This window comes from Paraburkholderia sp. USG1 (genome assembly GCF_031570135.1).
GTDB lineage: Bacteria > Pseudomonadota > Gammaproteobacteria > Burkholderiales > Burkholderiaceae > Paraburkholderia > Paraburkholderia dioscoreae.
This window is the reverse complement of sequence record NZ_JAMWXW010000006.1, coordinates 156344-171713: the sequence shown is the minus strand read 5'-3', so window position 1 is coordinate 171713 and position 15370 is coordinate 156344. Positions and strand designations below refer to the sequence as shown.

The window sequence follows — 15370 nt, the reverse complement described above, 5'->3', positions numbered from 1 at the left end:
AAATGGCGTGATGAACCGAAGTCCGGAGTCCCCTGTTTCCTGCACGCCTGCGTCTGACGACGATGCGCGTGCCGAGCGTCATTTCGATGAAACGGCGCTGAACGCGCTCGCGCTGAACATCAAAACGTGGGGCCGTGAACTGGGTTTCGGAGCGATCGGCATTAGCGACACCGATCTCTCCGCCGCCGAAGCGCCGCTTGCAGCCTGGCTGGAAGCGGGTTGCCACGGCGAGATGGATTATATGGCGAAACACGGCATGAAACGCGCGCGGCCCGCCGAGCTTGTGGCCGGCACGCGACGTGTGATTACGGCGCGCATCGCTTATCTGCCCGCCGGGACAATGAGCGGAAAGGCGCATGAAAGCGCTTTGCAGGAGGGGCCGCTCATGCAGGAAAAGCACGCCAGGCAGGACTGGCGCGCGGCCGAGCACGCGCGGCTCGCGGACCCGTGCGCAGCGGTGGTGTCGATCTATGCGCGCGGCCGCGACTATCACAAGGTCATGCGTAACCGTCTGCAACATCTCGCCGAAAAAATCGAGGCGGAGATCGGCGCGTTCGGCTACCGCGTATTTACCGATTCGGCGCCGGTGCTGGAGGTAGAACTTGCCCAGAAGGCCGGCATCGGCTGGCGCGGCAAACATACGCTGCTGTTGCAGCGCGACGCCGGGTCGCTGTTTTTCCTCGGCGAAATCTATGTCGATGTGCCGTTGCCGACGGACGCCGACACATCGCCCGAGCTCGCGCCCGAAACGCCGGGCTCGCACTGCGGCAGTTGCGCGCGTTGCATCGGCGCCTGTCCGACCGGCGCGATCGTCGCGCCTTACAAGGTCGATGCGCGGCTGTGCATCTCCTATCTCACGATCGAGTTGAAGGGCAGCATTCCGCTGGAAATGCGGCCGCTGATCGGTAATCGCGTGTATGGCTGCGACGATTGCCAGCTCGTGTGCCCATGGAACAAGTTCGCGCAGGCCGCGCCGGTCGCCGATTTCGACGTGCGGCATGGGCTCGATCGCGCGTCGCTCGTCGAGCTTTTCGCGTGGAGCGCGGACGAGTTCGATACGCGCATGCAGGGCAGTGCGATTCGACGGATCGGCTACGAGAGCTGGCTGCGCAATCTCGCGGTGGGCATGGGCAACGCGCTGCGTGCGTCGCCCGACAGTTTGAGCGATGCGGCTCGCGAGGCAATCGTGCAGGCGCTCAGACTGCGTGCCGGCGACGCCTCCGCAGTTGTGCGCGAGCATGTGGAATGGGCGTTGGAAGCGGCGTAAAGTAGCGGCAAACTATTGGGCGCGGCGTGTGCAGCGCATCTGCACGATATGCAGGTGCGCCAGCTTGTGCAGCGGAACGCCGCGCCAGTGAGGAGCAGGCAATCATGTTCAACGCAGTGATCGATGCACCGTTCGGCAAGGTCGGCATCCGCCTCGAAGGCGAGGCCGTGCGCGAGATCGTCTATCTGCCGGACTCCATGCAAAACGTCGCGCCCGACACGCCGTTGGCGAGGCAGGCGGCCGAACAGATCGAGCGATATTTCGAGCGTGCTTCGGCGAAGTTCGCGTTGCCGCTTGCGTCGGTAGGCACCGCATTTCAGAAGCGCGTCTGGCAGGCCATCAGCGACATTCCGCCAGGCGTCGTGCTGACCTATGGGCAATTGGCAAGGCAGCTCGGCAGCGCGCCGCGCGCGGTCGGTCAGGCGTGCGGCGCGAATTACTTTCCGATTGTGATTCCATGCCATCGGGTGGTGAGTTCGAGCGGCATCGGCGGTTTTGCGAATCACGCCGAAGAGGGTTTCTTCCGCAACGTGAAGCGCTGGCTGCTGGCGCATGAAGGCATTCCCTACGCATGAGCGATACCTTGATCGACGACGCGCCCGCCGCGTCACCTCTCTTTGTTGCCAGCTCGGCGTCGATCGATGCATTCTGCGACGCGCTGTGGCTCGAGCATGGTCTGTCGCGCAACACGCTCGACGCGTACCGCCGCGATCTGCGTCTCTTTTGCGAATGGCTCGCGCAGAGCCGCAATGCTTCGCTCGACACCGCGAGCGAAGCCGATCTGAACGCGTATAGCGCCGCACGGCAGAAGGACAAATCGACCTCGGCGAACCGCCGGCTCTCGGTGTTTCGCCGCTACTACAGCTGGGCAGTGCGCGAGCATCGCACGAAGATCGACCCGACAGTGCGCATCCGCTCGGCGAAACAGCCGCCGCGTTTTCCGTCGACGCTTACCGAAGCGCAAGTCGAAGCGCTGCTCGGCGCGCCCGACGTCGATACGCCGTTGGGTCTGCGCGACCGCACGATGCTGGAGCTGATGTACGCGAGCGGTTTGCGCGTGACCGAACTCGTCACGCTGAAAACAGTGGAAGTGGGCCTGAACGAGGGCGTGGTGCGCGTCATGGGCAAGGGCTCGAAGGAGCGCCTGATTCCGTTCGGCGAAGAGGCGCACGGCTGGATCGAACGCTATCTGCGCGAGGCGCGGCCCGTATTGCTCGGCGCGCGCGCGACAGACGCGCTGTTCGTGACGAGCCGCGCGGAGGGCATGACGCGCCAGCAGTTCTGGAACATCATCAAGCGTCACGCGGCGGCGGCCGGTGTGAATGCGCCGTTGTCGCCGCATACCTTGCGGCACGCGTTCGCCACGCATCTGCTCAATCACGGCGCCGACCTGCGTGTCGTGCAACTGCTGCTCGGCCACACGGATATTTCAACCACGCAGATCTACACGCACGTGGCCCGTGAACGGTTGAAGTCGCTGCATGCGCAGCATCATCCGCGAGGCTGATTTGCGCTCGCGGTAGCGCTTGCGCTTACCCTTCGCTCAGAGAAACTCGCGCAGCCGATGCTTGAGAATCTTGCCAGTCGATGCGGCCGGCAGCGCGGCGAGCACTTTGACTTCGGCCGGCCGCTTGTACGGCGCGAGACGCTCGCCGCACCAGTCGATCAATTCGCCGGGCGTCACCGTCGCACCCGCAATCAGTTCGACGAACGCGACTACTTCCTCGTTACGCCCCACCGCGCGCCCAACCACCGCCGACTGCACGACTTGCGGATGCGCGTTCAACACATGCTCGACCTCGGCCGGATACACATTGAAACCGGAACGGATGATCAACTCCTTGCTGCGCCCAACGATATGCAACGCGCCGTCCGCGTCCTGCCGCGCGAGATCGCCGGTTTTTAGCCAGCCGTCTTCGGTCACGACCGTGCGGGTCTGCTCGGGGCTGCGGTAGTAGCCGAGCATCACATTCGGACCGCGCACCCATAGCTCGCCGATCTCGCCCTTCGCGGCGTCGATGCCGTCGAGTCCGACGAAACGCACCTCCACACCCGGAATGACCTTGCCGACGGAGCAGTCGCTGCGCGGCGCATCGAGCATGGTGTGCGACACGGTCGGGCTGCTCTCGGTCATGCCGTAACCGTTGTGCAGCGGCAGACCGTAGACGCTTTCCACCTGCGCTTTCAACGCGGCGTCGAGCAGCGATCCGCCCGAGTAGGCGAAGCGCAGTTGCGGCGCGGACCACGGGTGGCCGTGCGTTTTCAGATGCTCGAGCAGCTTGGCGTGCATGGCCGGCACGCCCTGGAAGATCGACACGCGTTCTTTGGCAAGCGCGCGGCGCACGGCTTCCGGCGCGAAGCGCGGCACGAGCCGCAAGGTCGCGCCCGCATGCAGGCTGCCCAGACACACGGACGCGAAGCCGTACACGTGCGAGATCGGCAGCACGGCGTAGACGACGTCGTCCGGGCCGACTTTGCGCAAGCGGCTCGACACTGCGGCGATGAAGAGCAGATTGCGATGCGAGAGCATCACGCCCTTCGGTGCGCCGGTCGTGCCGGTGGTGTAGATCAACGCGGCGCATTGGCGATGGTTGGCGGCTTCGACAGGTTCGGCTACCGCCGCGTTATCCACGGTGTACGACCAGTTGCCGATGTCCGGCGTGATAGCCGGCGCCGTGGTGGCTTGATGCCGCCGAGCGTGCTGTTCGGCGTCGGCCGAGCTTTCCGTGGCATACGCGACCACGCGCGGCTGCGCATGCGCGCGGATCGAGTCGAGTTCGGCCGCCGACAGCCGCGCGTTCGACACCAGCGCCCACGCGTCGAGCCTCGCGGTCGCGAACAGCAGTACGATCTGCGCGATGCTGTTCTCCGCGACGATCATCACGCGATCGCCGCCGCGCACGCCCCATTCGCGCAGCAGCGCGGTGGCGGCGTCGACGGCCTGCAGGAGTTGCGCGCTGGTCAGGCGGCGCGCATCCTCGATCAATGCGATATGTTGTGGATCACGCGCGGCAGCGAGCGCCGGAATGTCGGCGATCCGCGCGGGCAGTGCAGCCAGCAGCGCGGGAATGTCGATCGTGGAACGGGTGGATGAATCGAGGCTCAACGCTGTCTCCCAGGAACGATTCGGGGCCCGGCGTGCGGTGCGCCGGAGGATTTTAGAACGATCGTGCCATAATCGCCGGGCCGGCACAATCGACCATTCGGCAAATAGCCGTTGCGTAAAGTCGCCATTACAATGCGCCGATGAGCAAATCCAGACACGTTTCCGAAACGCCGGCCACGCAGTTTCTGCGCCGCCACGGCGTCACTTTCGGTGAGCATCCTTACGATTATGTCGAGCATGGCGGCACTGGGGAATCGGCGCGCCAGCTCGGCGTGGACGAACATCACGTGGTGAAGACGCTGGTGATGGAAGACGAGCACGCCAAGCCGCTGATCGTGCTGATGCACGGCGATCGCACCGTCAGTACCAAGAACCTCGCGCGGCAGATCGGCGCGAAGCGCATCGAGCCGTGCAAGCCCGAAGTGGCGAGCCGGCATTCCGGCTACCTGATCGGCGGCACCTCGCCGTTCGGCACAAGGAAGCAGATGCCGGTGTACGTCGAATCGAGCATTCTCGAAATGGATAAGATCTGGCTGAACGGTGGCCGGCGCGGTTTTCTGGTCAGCATCGAGCCGAAGGTGTTGACGGAGTTGCTGGCGGCGAAGGCGGTTCAGTGCGCGAGCGTCGATTGACGTTTGCCTGAATGTTTTCCGGGCGCGCCGGTTGGGTAGAATGTGCGCCGCTTCGTTCCGAGTTGCGCGCCCTGTTGCGGTTGGGGTATCGAGTTTCAGACCGCCGATCCTTATAAGAGTCCCAGATGCAAAACCTGATCGTTGCTGTCGTTGCCTACCTGATCGGTTCGGTGTCGTTCGCCGTGATCGTGAGCGCCGCGATGGGCCTCGACGACCCGCGCTCGTACGGCTCGGGCAACCCGGGCGCCACCAACGTGCTGCGCAGCGGCAGCAAGAAGGCCGCGATTCTCACGCTGATCGGCGACGCATTCAAGGGTTGGCTGCCGGTGTGGTTCGTCGTGCACTTCGGCACGCGCTATGGGCTCGACGACACGTCGGTGGCGATCGCGGCGGTTGCCGTGTTTCTCGGCCACCTGTATCCGGCTTTCTTTCGCTTCAAGGGCGGCAAGGGCGTGGCGACCGCGGCGGGCGTGCTGCTCGCGATCAATCCGATCCTGGGCGCGGCTACCTTGCTGACCTGGCTGATCGTGGCATTCTTCACGCGCTATTCGTCGCTGGCGGCATTGGCCGCGGCAGTGTTCGCGCCGATCTTCGACGGCTTTCTGTTCGGGCCGCATATCATCGCGCTGGCCATCGTCGTGATGAGCTCATTGCTGGTGTGGCGCCATCGCGGCAACATTGCCAAGCTGATGCGCGGGCAGGAAAGCCGGATTGGCGACAAGAAGGCAGACGCGGCGGCAAAGCCGGCGGCGGGGAGCGACGTCTGACGGGTTGATGCATGGGCGCGCGGCGTTCGCGCGCCCATGCATCAGTCGCGGAAGTTGTTGAAGTCGAGCGGCGTGTCCGTCACGTCCTTGCGCAGCATGGCGATCACGCTTTGCAAATCGTCGCGCTTGCCGCCGGTGATGCGCACCGCGTCGCCTTGAATGCTCGCCTGAACCTTGATCTTGCTGTCCTTCACGAGGCGCACGATTTTCTTCGACAGATCGCCCGACACGCCCTTCTTGATCTTGATGACCTGCTTGACCTTGTCGCCGCCGATCTTCTCGATCTTGCCGTAGTCGAGGAAGCGCACGTCCACGTTGCGCTTGGCCATTTTCGACAGCAGCACGTCTTTCACCTGGCCGAGTTTGAAATCATCGTCCGCGTAGGCCGTGATTTCGTTTTCCTTGTGTTCGACGCGCGCGTCCGACCCTTTGAAGTCGAAGCGCGTTGAAATTTCCTTGTTGGACTGCTCGATCGCGTTCTTGACTTCGATCATGTTCGCTTCGCAGACGACGTCAAACGATGGCATTGCTTTCTCCCAATAGTGCTGCGGTGCGCGACGCAACCGGCCGGCTGCTCGCGAGGCACTCGCTATAATCACGGACCGGACGTCATTTTACCGACGCCACTCCCTTTTGCCCAAGGCCGCCGCGCATTGTCGCCCGGCCGGCGCCGCAAGCCGGTTTGATCGGCTGCTTTGTTCGTTGTTTCATTCGACAGTTCCACCGTTCTCATTCCGATGCCCCAAACCGAATCCGCCGCGTTCATTGCCGGCTATCCGCTCAAGGCGCACAACACCTTCGGCTTCGATGTTCGCGCGCAGTTTGCATGCCGCATCGAGCGTGAAGAGCAATTGATGCCCGCGGTGCGCGATCCGCGCGCGGCCGGCCTGCCGCGCCTCGTGCTGGGCGGTGGTAGCAATGTCGTCCTGACCGGCGACTTTGGCGGTCTGGTATTGCTGATCGCGCTGCGGGGCCGCCGCGTCGTGCGTGAAGACAATGATGCATGGTACGTCGAAGCGGCCGGCGGCGAGCCGTGGCATGAGTTTGTCGGCTGGACTTTGTCGCAAGGCATGCCTGGTCTCGAAAACCTCGCGTTGATCCCGGGCACGGTGGGCGCGGCGCCGATCCAGAACATCGGCGCGTATGGGTTGGAGATGTGCGAGCGCTTTGCGTCGCTGCGCGCGCTGGAGTTGGCCACGGGCGCCGTGGTCGAACTGGGCCCGCAGGCGTGCGGCTTCGGCTATCGCGACAGCTTTTTCAAGCGTGAAGGACGCGACCGTTTCGTGATTACGTCGGTGACGTTCCGGTTGCCGAAGGTCTGGGAGCCGCGCGCCGGCTACGCCGATCTCGCTCGCGAGTTGGCCGCGAACGGCCATGCCGGCACGCCGCCGACCGCGCAGGCCATCTTCGATGCGGTGGTGGCGGTGCGGCGCGCCAAGCTGCCCGATCCGCTGGAACTCGGCAATGCGGGCAGCTTCTTCAAGAATCCGATGATCGGGCCGGCGCAGTTCGAGGCGTTGAAGCTCAGGGAGCCGGACGTCGTGTCTTATGTGCAGGCAGACGGACGGGTGAAACTTGCCGCCGGCTGGCTGATCGATCGATGCGGCTGGAAAGGTCGCGCGATGGGCGCGGCGGCCGTGCATGAACGGCAGGCGCTGGTGCTGGTGAACCGCGGCGGAGCGAACGGCGCCGAATTGCTGGCACTCGCGAAAGCGATTCAGCGCGATGTGCGTGAGAGGTTTGGGGTGGAACTGGAGGCGGAGCCGGTTTGTTTGTGATGGTTTGAGTCGGCCTGGTTGTTGCCGATTTACTGCTGACGCTGATGCTGATAAAAAAGACGCCGGGAGAAAATCTCCCAGCGTCTTTTTTGCGTCTGCGATTGGCTTCGGCCGCGCTCTAGGCGTTTGATAACTTCGCTGGCGCGAAGTTATCCTCGACCAAACGCACCTGGTCAGCCACGCTGACGACGCGCGTTCTCCGCAATCCGCATACGCAGTGCGTTCAGCTTGATGAAGCCGCCGGCGTCGGCCTGGTTGTAGGCGCCGCCGTCGTCGTCGAACGTTGCGATGGTCTTGTCGAACAGCGTTTCCTTCGAATCGCGCGCGACAACCGACACGCTGCCCTTGTACAGCTTCACACGCACCCAGCCGTTGACCTTCTCTTGCGTATGGTCGATCAGCACCTGAAGCGCGCGGCGCTCCGGGCTCCACCAGTAGCCGTTATAAATCAGTGCGGCGTAGCGGGGCATCAGGTCGTCTTTCAGGTGAGCCACTTCACGGTCGAGCGTGATCGACTCGATGCCGCGGTGCGCCTTCAGCATGATCGTGCCGCCCGGCGTTTCATAGCAGCCGCGCGACTTCATGCCGACATAACGGTTTTCCACCAGGTCGAGACGGCCGATACCGTGCTTGCCGCCCAGACGGTTCAGCTCGGTGAGCATTTCCGCAGGCGACAGACGCTTGCCGTTGATCGCAACCGGATCGCCGTGCTCGTACTCGATATCGAGGTATTCAGCCTGGTCCGGCGCCTCTTCCGGCGACACGGTCCAACGCCACATGTCGGCTTCCGCTTCCGCTTTCGGATCTTCCAGGTGACGGCCTTCGAACGAAATGTGCAGCAGGTTGGCGTCCATCGAATATGGCGCACCGCCTTGCTTGTGCTTCATTTCGATCGGAATGCCGGCCTTTTCGGCATACGCGAGCAGCTTTTCGCGCGACAGCAGATCCCATTCGCGCCACGGCGCGATCACCTTGATGCCCGGTTCCAGCGCGTAGTAACCGAGTTCGAAGCGAACCTGGTCGTTGCCCTTGCCGGTTGCGCCGTGCGAAACCGCTTGTGCGCCGGTGGCGCGCGCGATTTCGATCTGACGCTTGGCGATCAGCGGACGCGCGATCGACGTGCCCAGCAGATACTCGCCTTCATAGATCGTGTTGGCGCGGAACATCGGGAACACGAAATCACGCACGAATTCTTCGCGCAGATCCTCGATATAGATGTTTTCCGGCTTGATGCCGAGTTGCAGGGCTTTCTTGCGCGCCGGTTCCAGCTCTTCGCCCTGGCCGATGTCGGCCGTGAACGTGACGACTTCGGCGTCGTAATTGTCCTGCAACCACTTCAGGATGACGGAGGTGTCGAGGCCGCCCGAATAGGCGAGCACGACTTTCTTGATATCGCTCATGGTGAACTCGTAGCTGGAGAAAGCGGGAAAACAAGGCGCGCCGGCGGTCCCGGAGCGCGGAAAACCACTATTTTGACACTAAATCGCCCGTTGCCCGCGTTTTTGGGGCAGTGCGGTGACGAAGCCGGGTCCGCTTGACGCAGTGGACTCCGGCTCGATGCGTGGCGCTAAACGTGGATGCCTTGCCTCGTATTCAAGGCCCCGTCGCGCTTCACGCAGATGCTGCTCAACCTGCTGACCGGGCAGCTCGCTCAGTGATTCAGCTTGCCGAGCAGCAGATATTCCATCAAGGCCTTTTGCACGTGCAGACGATTTTCCGCCTCGTCCCACACGACGCTTTGCGGCCCGTCGATCACTTCCGCGCTGACTTCCTCGCCGCGGTGGGCGGGCAGGCAGTGCATGAAGAGCGCGTCTGCATTGGCGCGCGCCATCATGTCGGCGTCGACGCACCAGTCAGCGAAGGCTTTCTTGCGCGCTTCATTTTCGGCTTCGAAGCCCATGCTGGTCCAGACGTCGGTGGTCACGAGGTCGGCGCCGGCGCAGGCCTCGTTCGGATCGTCGAATTCTTCGTAGAACGGCGCGCTCTCGGCGGCGACCATGGCGCGGTCGAGCTTGTAGCCCGGCGGCGTGGACAGGCGCAGCTTGAAGCCGAGAATTTGCGCGGCTTCGATCCACGTATACAGCATGTTGTTGGCGTCGCCGACCCACGCGACCGTCTTGCCGCGAATCGGGCCGCGATGCTCGAAGTACGTGAAGATGTCCGCCAGCACCTGGCACGGGTGATATTCGTTGGTCAGCCCGTTGATCACGGGCACGCGCGAATTCTCGGAGAAGCGCTGGAGAATGTCCTGCCCGAACGTGCGGATCATGATGATGTCGACCATGCGCGAGATGACTTGCGCTGCGTCTTCGATCGGTTCGCCGCGACCGAGCTGCGTGTCGCGCGTGCTCATGAAAACGGCGTGGCCGCCCAACTGGAAGATGCCGGCTTCGAACGACAGGCGCGTGCGTGTCGAATTTTTTTCGAAGATCATTGCCAGCGTGCGATCGTGCAGCGGATGGTAGGTCTCGTAGTTCTTGAACTTGCGTTTCAGAATGCGCGCGCGTTCCAGCAAGTACTCGTAGTCTTCCAGCGAGAAATCCTTGAACTGCAGGTAGTGGCGAATTTTCTTGGCGGTCATGAAACAAATACGGCGGTATCACCCGGCAGGATTGCCGGACGGCGCCGCCGTCGTTTGTGGTAACTCAATGCAGCATAAAGGATTTCGCCCGGTTTGACGAGTCGGCCAAAAGGCCGCTCAAGCGGTCTGAAAGGCTCATCGATAGCTCGGACATGTCTTGTGTGCGCTGCGGAAAAAGGTCCGCTGCGCTATAATCTACGGGTTATCCCAAAGCCCAGCAGGCCGGTATTTCGCTTGCGGGACACGGCTCGCGCGGCTCGGAAAAGCCTGCTCGCGGTGCGCCGTCATGACAAGCGCAAAAGGCGGCTCAGCCAGCCCTTCGCGGTTCTGGTGGCGCGTGGTTCGCCATCGCGGCATGGTCGGCGGGTCCGGGCAATTCAAAGCCGTTTCCGCTGTCAGCTTTGCCGTCATCCCGCTGGGCAGTCACACAGGTATTCCTACATGGCCGAAGCAGCTCCAACCGAATATTTCATTCAGGGCATCACGTCGACGGGAAAAAAGTTTCGGCCGAGCGACTGGTCGGAGCGCCTCGCAGGCGTCATGGCGTGCTTCGGCCCCGGTGCAAGGAAGGGGCCGAACGCCTACATGCAGTACTCGCTTTATGTCCGGCCAACCATGCTCGGCGACCTCAAATGCGTGATTCTCGATTCGCGTTTGCGTGACATCGAACCAATGGCTTTCGACTTCGTCCTCAACTTCGCGAAAGACAACGACCTCGTCGTGACTGAAGCTTGCGAGTTGCCGCCGGAGCACGGCACGCAGCGCTCCGAGAATACGCGCTAAGGCGCAGGCCGGTTGAATCGGCAAAAACAAAAACCCGCCAGCAGCGGGTTTTTTCATGACCGAAGCACGGGCATCGGCGAGTGGGGCGGACCATTCGGTTGCACCGGTTCCAGACAGAAAGGCCCGCCGAGGCGGGCCTTTCTGTGCAGCGGAAACAGGAGGTAGCCCGCCGAAGCGGGCTGACCGGAATTACTGCGCTGCGGGCGCTTGCAGACCCTTGATGGCTGCAGCGAGGCGGCTCTTATGGCGAGCAGCCTTGTTCTTGTGAACGATTTTCTTGTCGGCGATGATGTCGATGGTCTTCGACGATGCCAGGAAGATCTCAGCGGCCTTGGCCTTGTCGCCGGCGTCGATCGCCTTGCGGACAGCCTTGATAGCCGTGCGGAACTTCGAGCGCAGTGCCGAGTTATGCGAGTTTGCCTTGGCGGCCTGGCGGGCGCGCTTGCGTGCTTGTGCGGAGTTAGCCATGACGGTTCCTTATCCTGTTCCTGTTTCCAGTACCTGACCTTCAAGTGGTGAGGTGCTGCTTTTAGATCGAACTCTTGGAAGCGATTGCCCAAGAGCGCAAAAGTGTCGAAAAAATCGCTCGGACTACGCGAAGGCAGGCCTGTGTTTTCGGGCTATTCGAGGGTGTTCGCAGGCGGCGTGGGGCCGACCCCGACCTCGTACGGAAATGGTCCGAAAGTTGAGCGAGCTTCGAAACCGGCGATTATAGCAACAAAATCAGGCACGTGGCAACGGGAAAGCGCTATGACGCCGTGCCGCCCCGTTGTGTAAAGTCCGGCGCCCGGCCGGCGGCCATTGTGCGGCGTCGTGCCGAAGTCCGCGCAAGAAGGGCGGTTGCGGCGGCATGCCGAGCGGGACGGCGCCGCGCGGCATGCCAGGAAACCGCGCCGATGCGCCTGTCGTATCGAACGTCTGCGCGGCAAATCGGTCCGAATCGCGTTCCGGCTCGTCGTCCGCACTTGCGGCACCCGTATAATAAGCGCCCCATGAATCTATTCCGAGCCCTGCTGACGGTCAGCGGCTTCACGCTGCTGTCGCGCGTGACCGGACTGGCCCGCGAAACGCTGATCGCACGCGCGTTCGGTGCCAGTCAATACACTGACGCGTTTTACGTCGCCTTCCGCATTCCGAACCTGCTGCGCCGCATCTCTGCCGAAGGCGCGTTCTCGCAGGCCTTCGTGCCGATTCTCGCCGAGTTCAAGAACCAGCAAGGCCACGACGCCACCAAGGCACTGGTCGACGCCACGTCGACAGTGCTCGCCTGGGCGCTCGCGGTCCTCTCGCTGATCGGCGTAGTGGGCGCCTCGGGCGTGGTGTTCGTCGTTGCCTCGGGCCTTGCGCATGAGGGTCAGGCGTATGCGCTCGCGGTCACCATGACGCGCATCATGTTCCCGTACATCATTTTCATTTCGCTGACGTCGCTGGCGTCGGGCGTACTGAATACGTACAAGAACTTCTCGTTGCCCGCGTTCGCGCCGGTTCTGCTGAACGTCGCGTTCATCGTCGCCGCGGTGTTCGTTGCGCCGCGCCTGCAAACGCCGGTCTATGCGCTCGCCTGGGCGGTGATCGCGGGCGGCGTGCTGCAGTTCCTGGTGCAACTGCCGGGTCTGAAGAAGATCGACATGATTCCGCGCATCGGCCTGAACCCGGTGAAGGCGCTCGCGCATCGCGGCGTGAAGCGCGTGCTGTCCAAGATGGTACCCGCGATGTTCGCCGTCTCGGTCGCGCAGATCAGCCTGATCATCAACACGAATATCGCGTCGCGGATCGGCCCGGGGGCCGTGTCCTGGATCAACTACGCCGACCGGCTGATGGAGTTTCCGACCGCGCTGCTGGGCGTCGCGCTCGGCACGATCCTGCTGCCGAGCCTCTCCAAGGCCCACGTCGACGCCGATCCGCTCGAGTATTCGTCGCTGCTCGACTGGGGCTTGCGTGTCACCTTCCTGCTCGCCGCGCCGAGCGCCGTCGCGCTGTTTTTCTTCGCGCAGCCGCTGACCGCCACGCTGTTCAACTACGGCAAGTTCGACGGCAACTCGGTGGTGATGGTCGCCCGCGCGCTGGCGGCTTATGGCGTGGGGCTGATCGGCCTGATTCTCATCAAGATCCTTGCGCCAGGTTTCTACGCCAAACAGGACATCAAGACGCCGGTGAAGATCGGTGTCGTCGTGCTGATCCTCACGCAGTTGAGCAACTATGTGTTCGTGCCGATTTTCGCGCACGCGGGTTTGACGCTGAGTGTGGGGCTTGGCGCTTGCGGCAATGCGCTGCTGCTGTTTCTCGGTCTGCGCAAGCGCGGCATTTATACGCCGTCGAGCGGCTGGCTCAAATTCTTCGTGCAGTTGTTCGGCGCCTGTCTGGTGCTGGCCGGCACCATGCATTGGCTGGCGATCAGCTTCGACTGGATCGGCATGCACAGCCGGCCGGTCGACCGCATGGTGTTGCTCGCCGCGTGCCTCGTTCTGTTCGCCGCGCTATATTTCGGTATGCTTTGGCTGATGGGCTTCAAGTACGCGTATTTCAAAAGGCGAGCGAAGTGATCACGATGACGCGAGTTCTCGACTATTTCAGCACGCTGGTCGCGGAAGACGACAGTCTTCCGCTGACCGAGGCGGCGCTCTCGCTCGCGCAGGACGCTTACCCCGATCTCGATCTGCAAGGCACGCTCGCCGAGATCGACGAGTTGGTGGTGCGCCTGCAGCGGCGCATGCCGGACGACGCCGACATCAAGCAGAAGGTCGGCATACTGAACCGGTTCTTCTTCCGTGAGCTCGGTTTCGCCAGCAATCTGAACGATTATTACGACCCCGACAACAGTCATCTGAACGCGGTGCTCAAGCGCCGCCGCGGCGTTCCGATTTCGCTGGCGGTGCTGTATCTGGAGATGGCCGAGCAGATCGGTATTCCGGCGCGCGGCGTGTCGTTTCCCGGCCACTTCCTGCTGCGCGTGACAACGCCCGACGGCGACGTGATGCTCGATCCGACCAGCGGACACTCGTTGTCCGAGTCGGAGATGGTGGAGATGCTGGAACCGTATGTGGCGTCGGCTGGGGAATCGGTGAGCAGGGCGCTGCGCATGCTGCTGCAGCCGGCCACGCGCCGCGAGATCATCGCGCGTATGCTGCGCAATCTGAAGTCCACCTATCTTCAGACGGAACGCTGGCAGCGCCTGCTGGCAGTGCAGCAGCGTCTCGTGATCCTGCTGCCGGAGAGTATCGAAGAAGTGCGCGATCGCGGCTTCGCTTATGCGCGGCTCGATTACCTGCGGCCCGCGCTCGAAGACCTGGAGCGCTATCTCGGCGACCAGCCGGATGCCGAAGACGCGACCGTAGTGGAGTCGCAACTGCATGAATTGCGTCAGCGTACTCAACACAACGACCGCGACTAGCCGCCGTGCAACGCCTGTCAGAAAGAACGGCTCAAACAGAAAACGCCTGCACATATTCATGTGCAGGCGTTTTTTATTGGCGCCCCGTATCAGGCAGCAGCCTGCATGATGGTCACTTCGGCTGCATGCGGATCGCGCCGTCCAGACGGATCACTTCGCCGTTGAGCATCGGGTTGTCGAAGATCTGCTTGGCCAGCATCGCGTACTCCGCCGGTTTGCCGAGACGCGGTGGGAACGGCACCATCGCGCCGAGCGCGTCCTGCACTTCCTGCGGCATGCCGAGCAGCATGGGCGTTTCGAAAATGCCCGGGGCAATGGTCATCACGCGGATCGCGTTGCGCGACAAGTCACGTGCGATAGGCAGCGTCATGCCGACCACGCCGCTCTTGGATGCCGCGTAAGCCGCCTGGCCGATCTGGCCGTCATACGCCGCCACGGACGCCGTATTGATGATCACGCCGCGCTCGCCATTTGCATTCGGCTCGTTCTTCGACATGGCCGCGGCAGCGAGCCGGATCATGTTGAAGGTGCCGATCAGATTGATCGAAATGGTGCGCGTGAAAGAGTCGAGCGGATGCGGGCCGTCCTTGCCGACCGTTTTGATGGCGGGCGCAACGCCCGCGCAATTGACGAGACCGCGCAGCGTGCCGAGCCTGGTGGCGGCTTCGACGGCCTGAGTGGCGTCGTCTTCGCGGCTGACGTCGCATTTGACGAACACGCCGCCGAGTTCTTTCGCGAGCGCTTCGCCGGCATCCACATTCAGGTCGGCGAGCACCACCTTGCCGCCGTTTTCGACGAGAAGGCGCGCCGTGGCCGCGCCGAGACCTGATGCACCGCCGGTGATCAGGAATACATTGTCACGAATCTCCATGTCTTCTCCTTTGCTACGGTTCACTAATGTCCGGATCGAATATTTTTTCGATGATCGATTGTAACGACTATGCTGCAACGCGGAAAGCGCTGCGGGCGGCTGCCTGAAGGCGCCCGATTCGTGCGCCGCGAAAGCAGACAGTTATGGATGGCTAACTAATTCAAGGCGTAGCGGGGAAGCAAGCTACGCCGTAT

15 protein-coding genes are annotated in these 15370 nt (G+C 62.8%); 9 read left to right on the top strand and 6 right to left on the bottom strand.

Translation table 11 applies throughout. The features are described from left to right. The first annotated feature begins 10 nt into the window (after positions 1-10). From queG to xerD, 3 genes are all read left to right on the top strand, one after another. Positions 11-1267, top strand: coding sequence for a tRNA epoxyqueuosine(34) reductase QueG (queG, locus tag NE850_RS10375; RefSeq protein ID WP_310698713.1), 1257 nt, complete (start codon positions 11-13; stop codon positions 1265-1267). A 104-nt stretch (positions 1268-1371) separates the two neighbouring features. Continuing rightward, positions 1372-1842, top strand: coding sequence for a methylated-DNA--[protein]-cysteine S-methyltransferase (locus tag NE850_RS10370; protein WP_007180567.1), 471 nt, complete (start codon positions 1372-1374; stop codon positions 1840-1842). Continuing rightward, a complete protein-coding gene (xerD, locus tag NE850_RS10365) occupies positions 1839-2774 on the top strand; it encodes a site-specific tyrosine recombinase XerD (protein ID WP_007180568.1) in 936 nt (311 codons plus the stop codon). The genes NE850_RS10370 and xerD overlap by 4 nt, the downstream gene beginning before the upstream one ends. 36 nt (positions 2775-2810) lie before the next feature. On the opposite strand, the gene NE850_RS10360 is transcribed toward xerD, so the two are convergent. Next, positions 2811-4373 carry a class I adenylate-forming enzyme family protein gene (locus NE850_RS10360; RefSeq protein ID WP_007180569.1) on the bottom strand — a complete coding sequence of 521 codons (1563 nt, stop codon included), beginning with the start codon at positions 4371-4373 and terminating at the stop codon, positions 2811-2813. Between the two features lie 140 nt (positions 4374-4513). Between NE850_RS10360 and ybaK the strand changes: the two genes are divergently transcribed. Beyond that, positions 4514-5005, top strand: a complete 492-nt coding sequence (gene ybaK, locus NE850_RS10355; protein ID WP_007180570.1) for a Cys-tRNA(Pro) deacylase — start codon at positions 4514-4516, stop codon at positions 5003-5005. Between the two features lie 125 nt (positions 5006-5130). After that, positions 5131-5772 (top strand): glycerol-3-phosphate 1-O-acyltransferase PlsY, encoded by a 642-nt coding sequence (gene plsY / locus NE850_RS10350; RefSeq protein WP_007180571.1) that lies wholly within the window; start codon positions 5131-5133, stop codon positions 5770-5772. 41 nt (positions 5773-5813) lie between these two features. Here plsY and NE850_RS10345 read toward each other — a convergent pair whose 3' ends face one another. Beyond that, the gene (locus NE850_RS10345; protein ID WP_007180572.1) at positions 5814-6299 is read right to left on the bottom strand and encodes a YajQ family cyclic di-GMP-binding protein; all 486 of its coding nucleotides are present in this window, start codon (positions 6297-6299) and stop codon (positions 5814-5816) included. A gap of 210 nt (positions 6300-6509) precedes the next feature. Here NE850_RS10345 and murB point away from each other — a divergent pair, with 210 nt between their 5' ends. Continuing rightward, entirely contained in the window at positions 6510-7550 is a 1041-nt protein-coding gene (gene murB / locus NE850_RS10340; RefSeq protein WP_165186984.1) for a UDP-N-acetylmuramate dehydrogenase, read from the top strand. Between the two features lie 173 nt (positions 7551-7723). On the opposite strand, the gene NE850_RS10335 is transcribed toward murB, so the two are convergent. Next, entirely contained in the window at positions 7724-8950 is a 1227-nt protein-coding gene (locus NE850_RS10335; protein WP_007180574.1) for an argininosuccinate synthase, read from the bottom strand. Between the two features lie 251 nt (positions 8951-9201). Next, complete coding sequence (argF, locus tag NE850_RS10330) at positions 9202-10131, bottom strand: ornithine carbamoyltransferase (protein ID WP_310698712.1); 930 nt, start codon at positions 10129-10131, stop codon at positions 9202-9204. Positions 10132-10572: 441 nt separating this feature from the next. Here argF and NE850_RS10325 point away from each other — a divergent pair, with 441 nt between their 5' ends. Beyond that, positions 10573-10914, top strand: coding sequence for a DUF3579 domain-containing protein (locus tag NE850_RS10325; protein ID WP_007180576.1), 342 nt, complete (start codon positions 10573-10575; stop codon positions 10912-10914). A gap of 189 nt (positions 10915-11103) precedes the next feature. Here the strand turns inward: NE850_RS10325 and rpsT are convergent, their stop codons facing one another. Continuing rightward, positions 11104-11382 (bottom strand): 30S ribosomal protein S20, encoded by a 279-nt coding sequence (gene rpsT / locus NE850_RS10320; RefSeq protein WP_007180577.1) that lies wholly within the window; start codon positions 11380-11382, stop codon positions 11104-11106. Positions 11383-11906: 524 nt separating this feature from the next. Here rpsT and murJ point away from each other — a divergent pair. After that, a complete protein-coding gene (gene murJ / locus NE850_RS10315) occupies positions 11907-13457 on the top strand; it encodes a murein biosynthesis integral membrane protein MurJ (RefSeq protein WP_165186979.1) in 1551 nt (516 codons plus the stop codon). A 5-nt stretch (positions 13458-13462) separates the two neighbouring features. Continuing rightward, the gene (locus tag NE850_RS10310) at positions 13463-14305 is read left to right on the top strand and encodes a SirB1 family protein (RefSeq protein ID WP_165186976.1); all 843 of its coding nucleotides are present in this window, start codon (positions 13463-13465) and stop codon (positions 14303-14305) included. Between the two features lie 112 nt (positions 14306-14417). On the opposite strand, the gene NE850_RS10305 is transcribed toward NE850_RS10310, so the two are convergent. Next, positions 14418-15176 carry a 3-hydroxyacyl-CoA dehydrogenase gene (locus NE850_RS10305; protein WP_007180580.1) on the bottom strand — a complete coding sequence of 253 codons (759 nt, stop codon included), beginning with the start codon at positions 15174-15176 and terminating at the stop codon, positions 14418-14420. Positions 15177-15370: the final 194 nt, after the last annotated feature.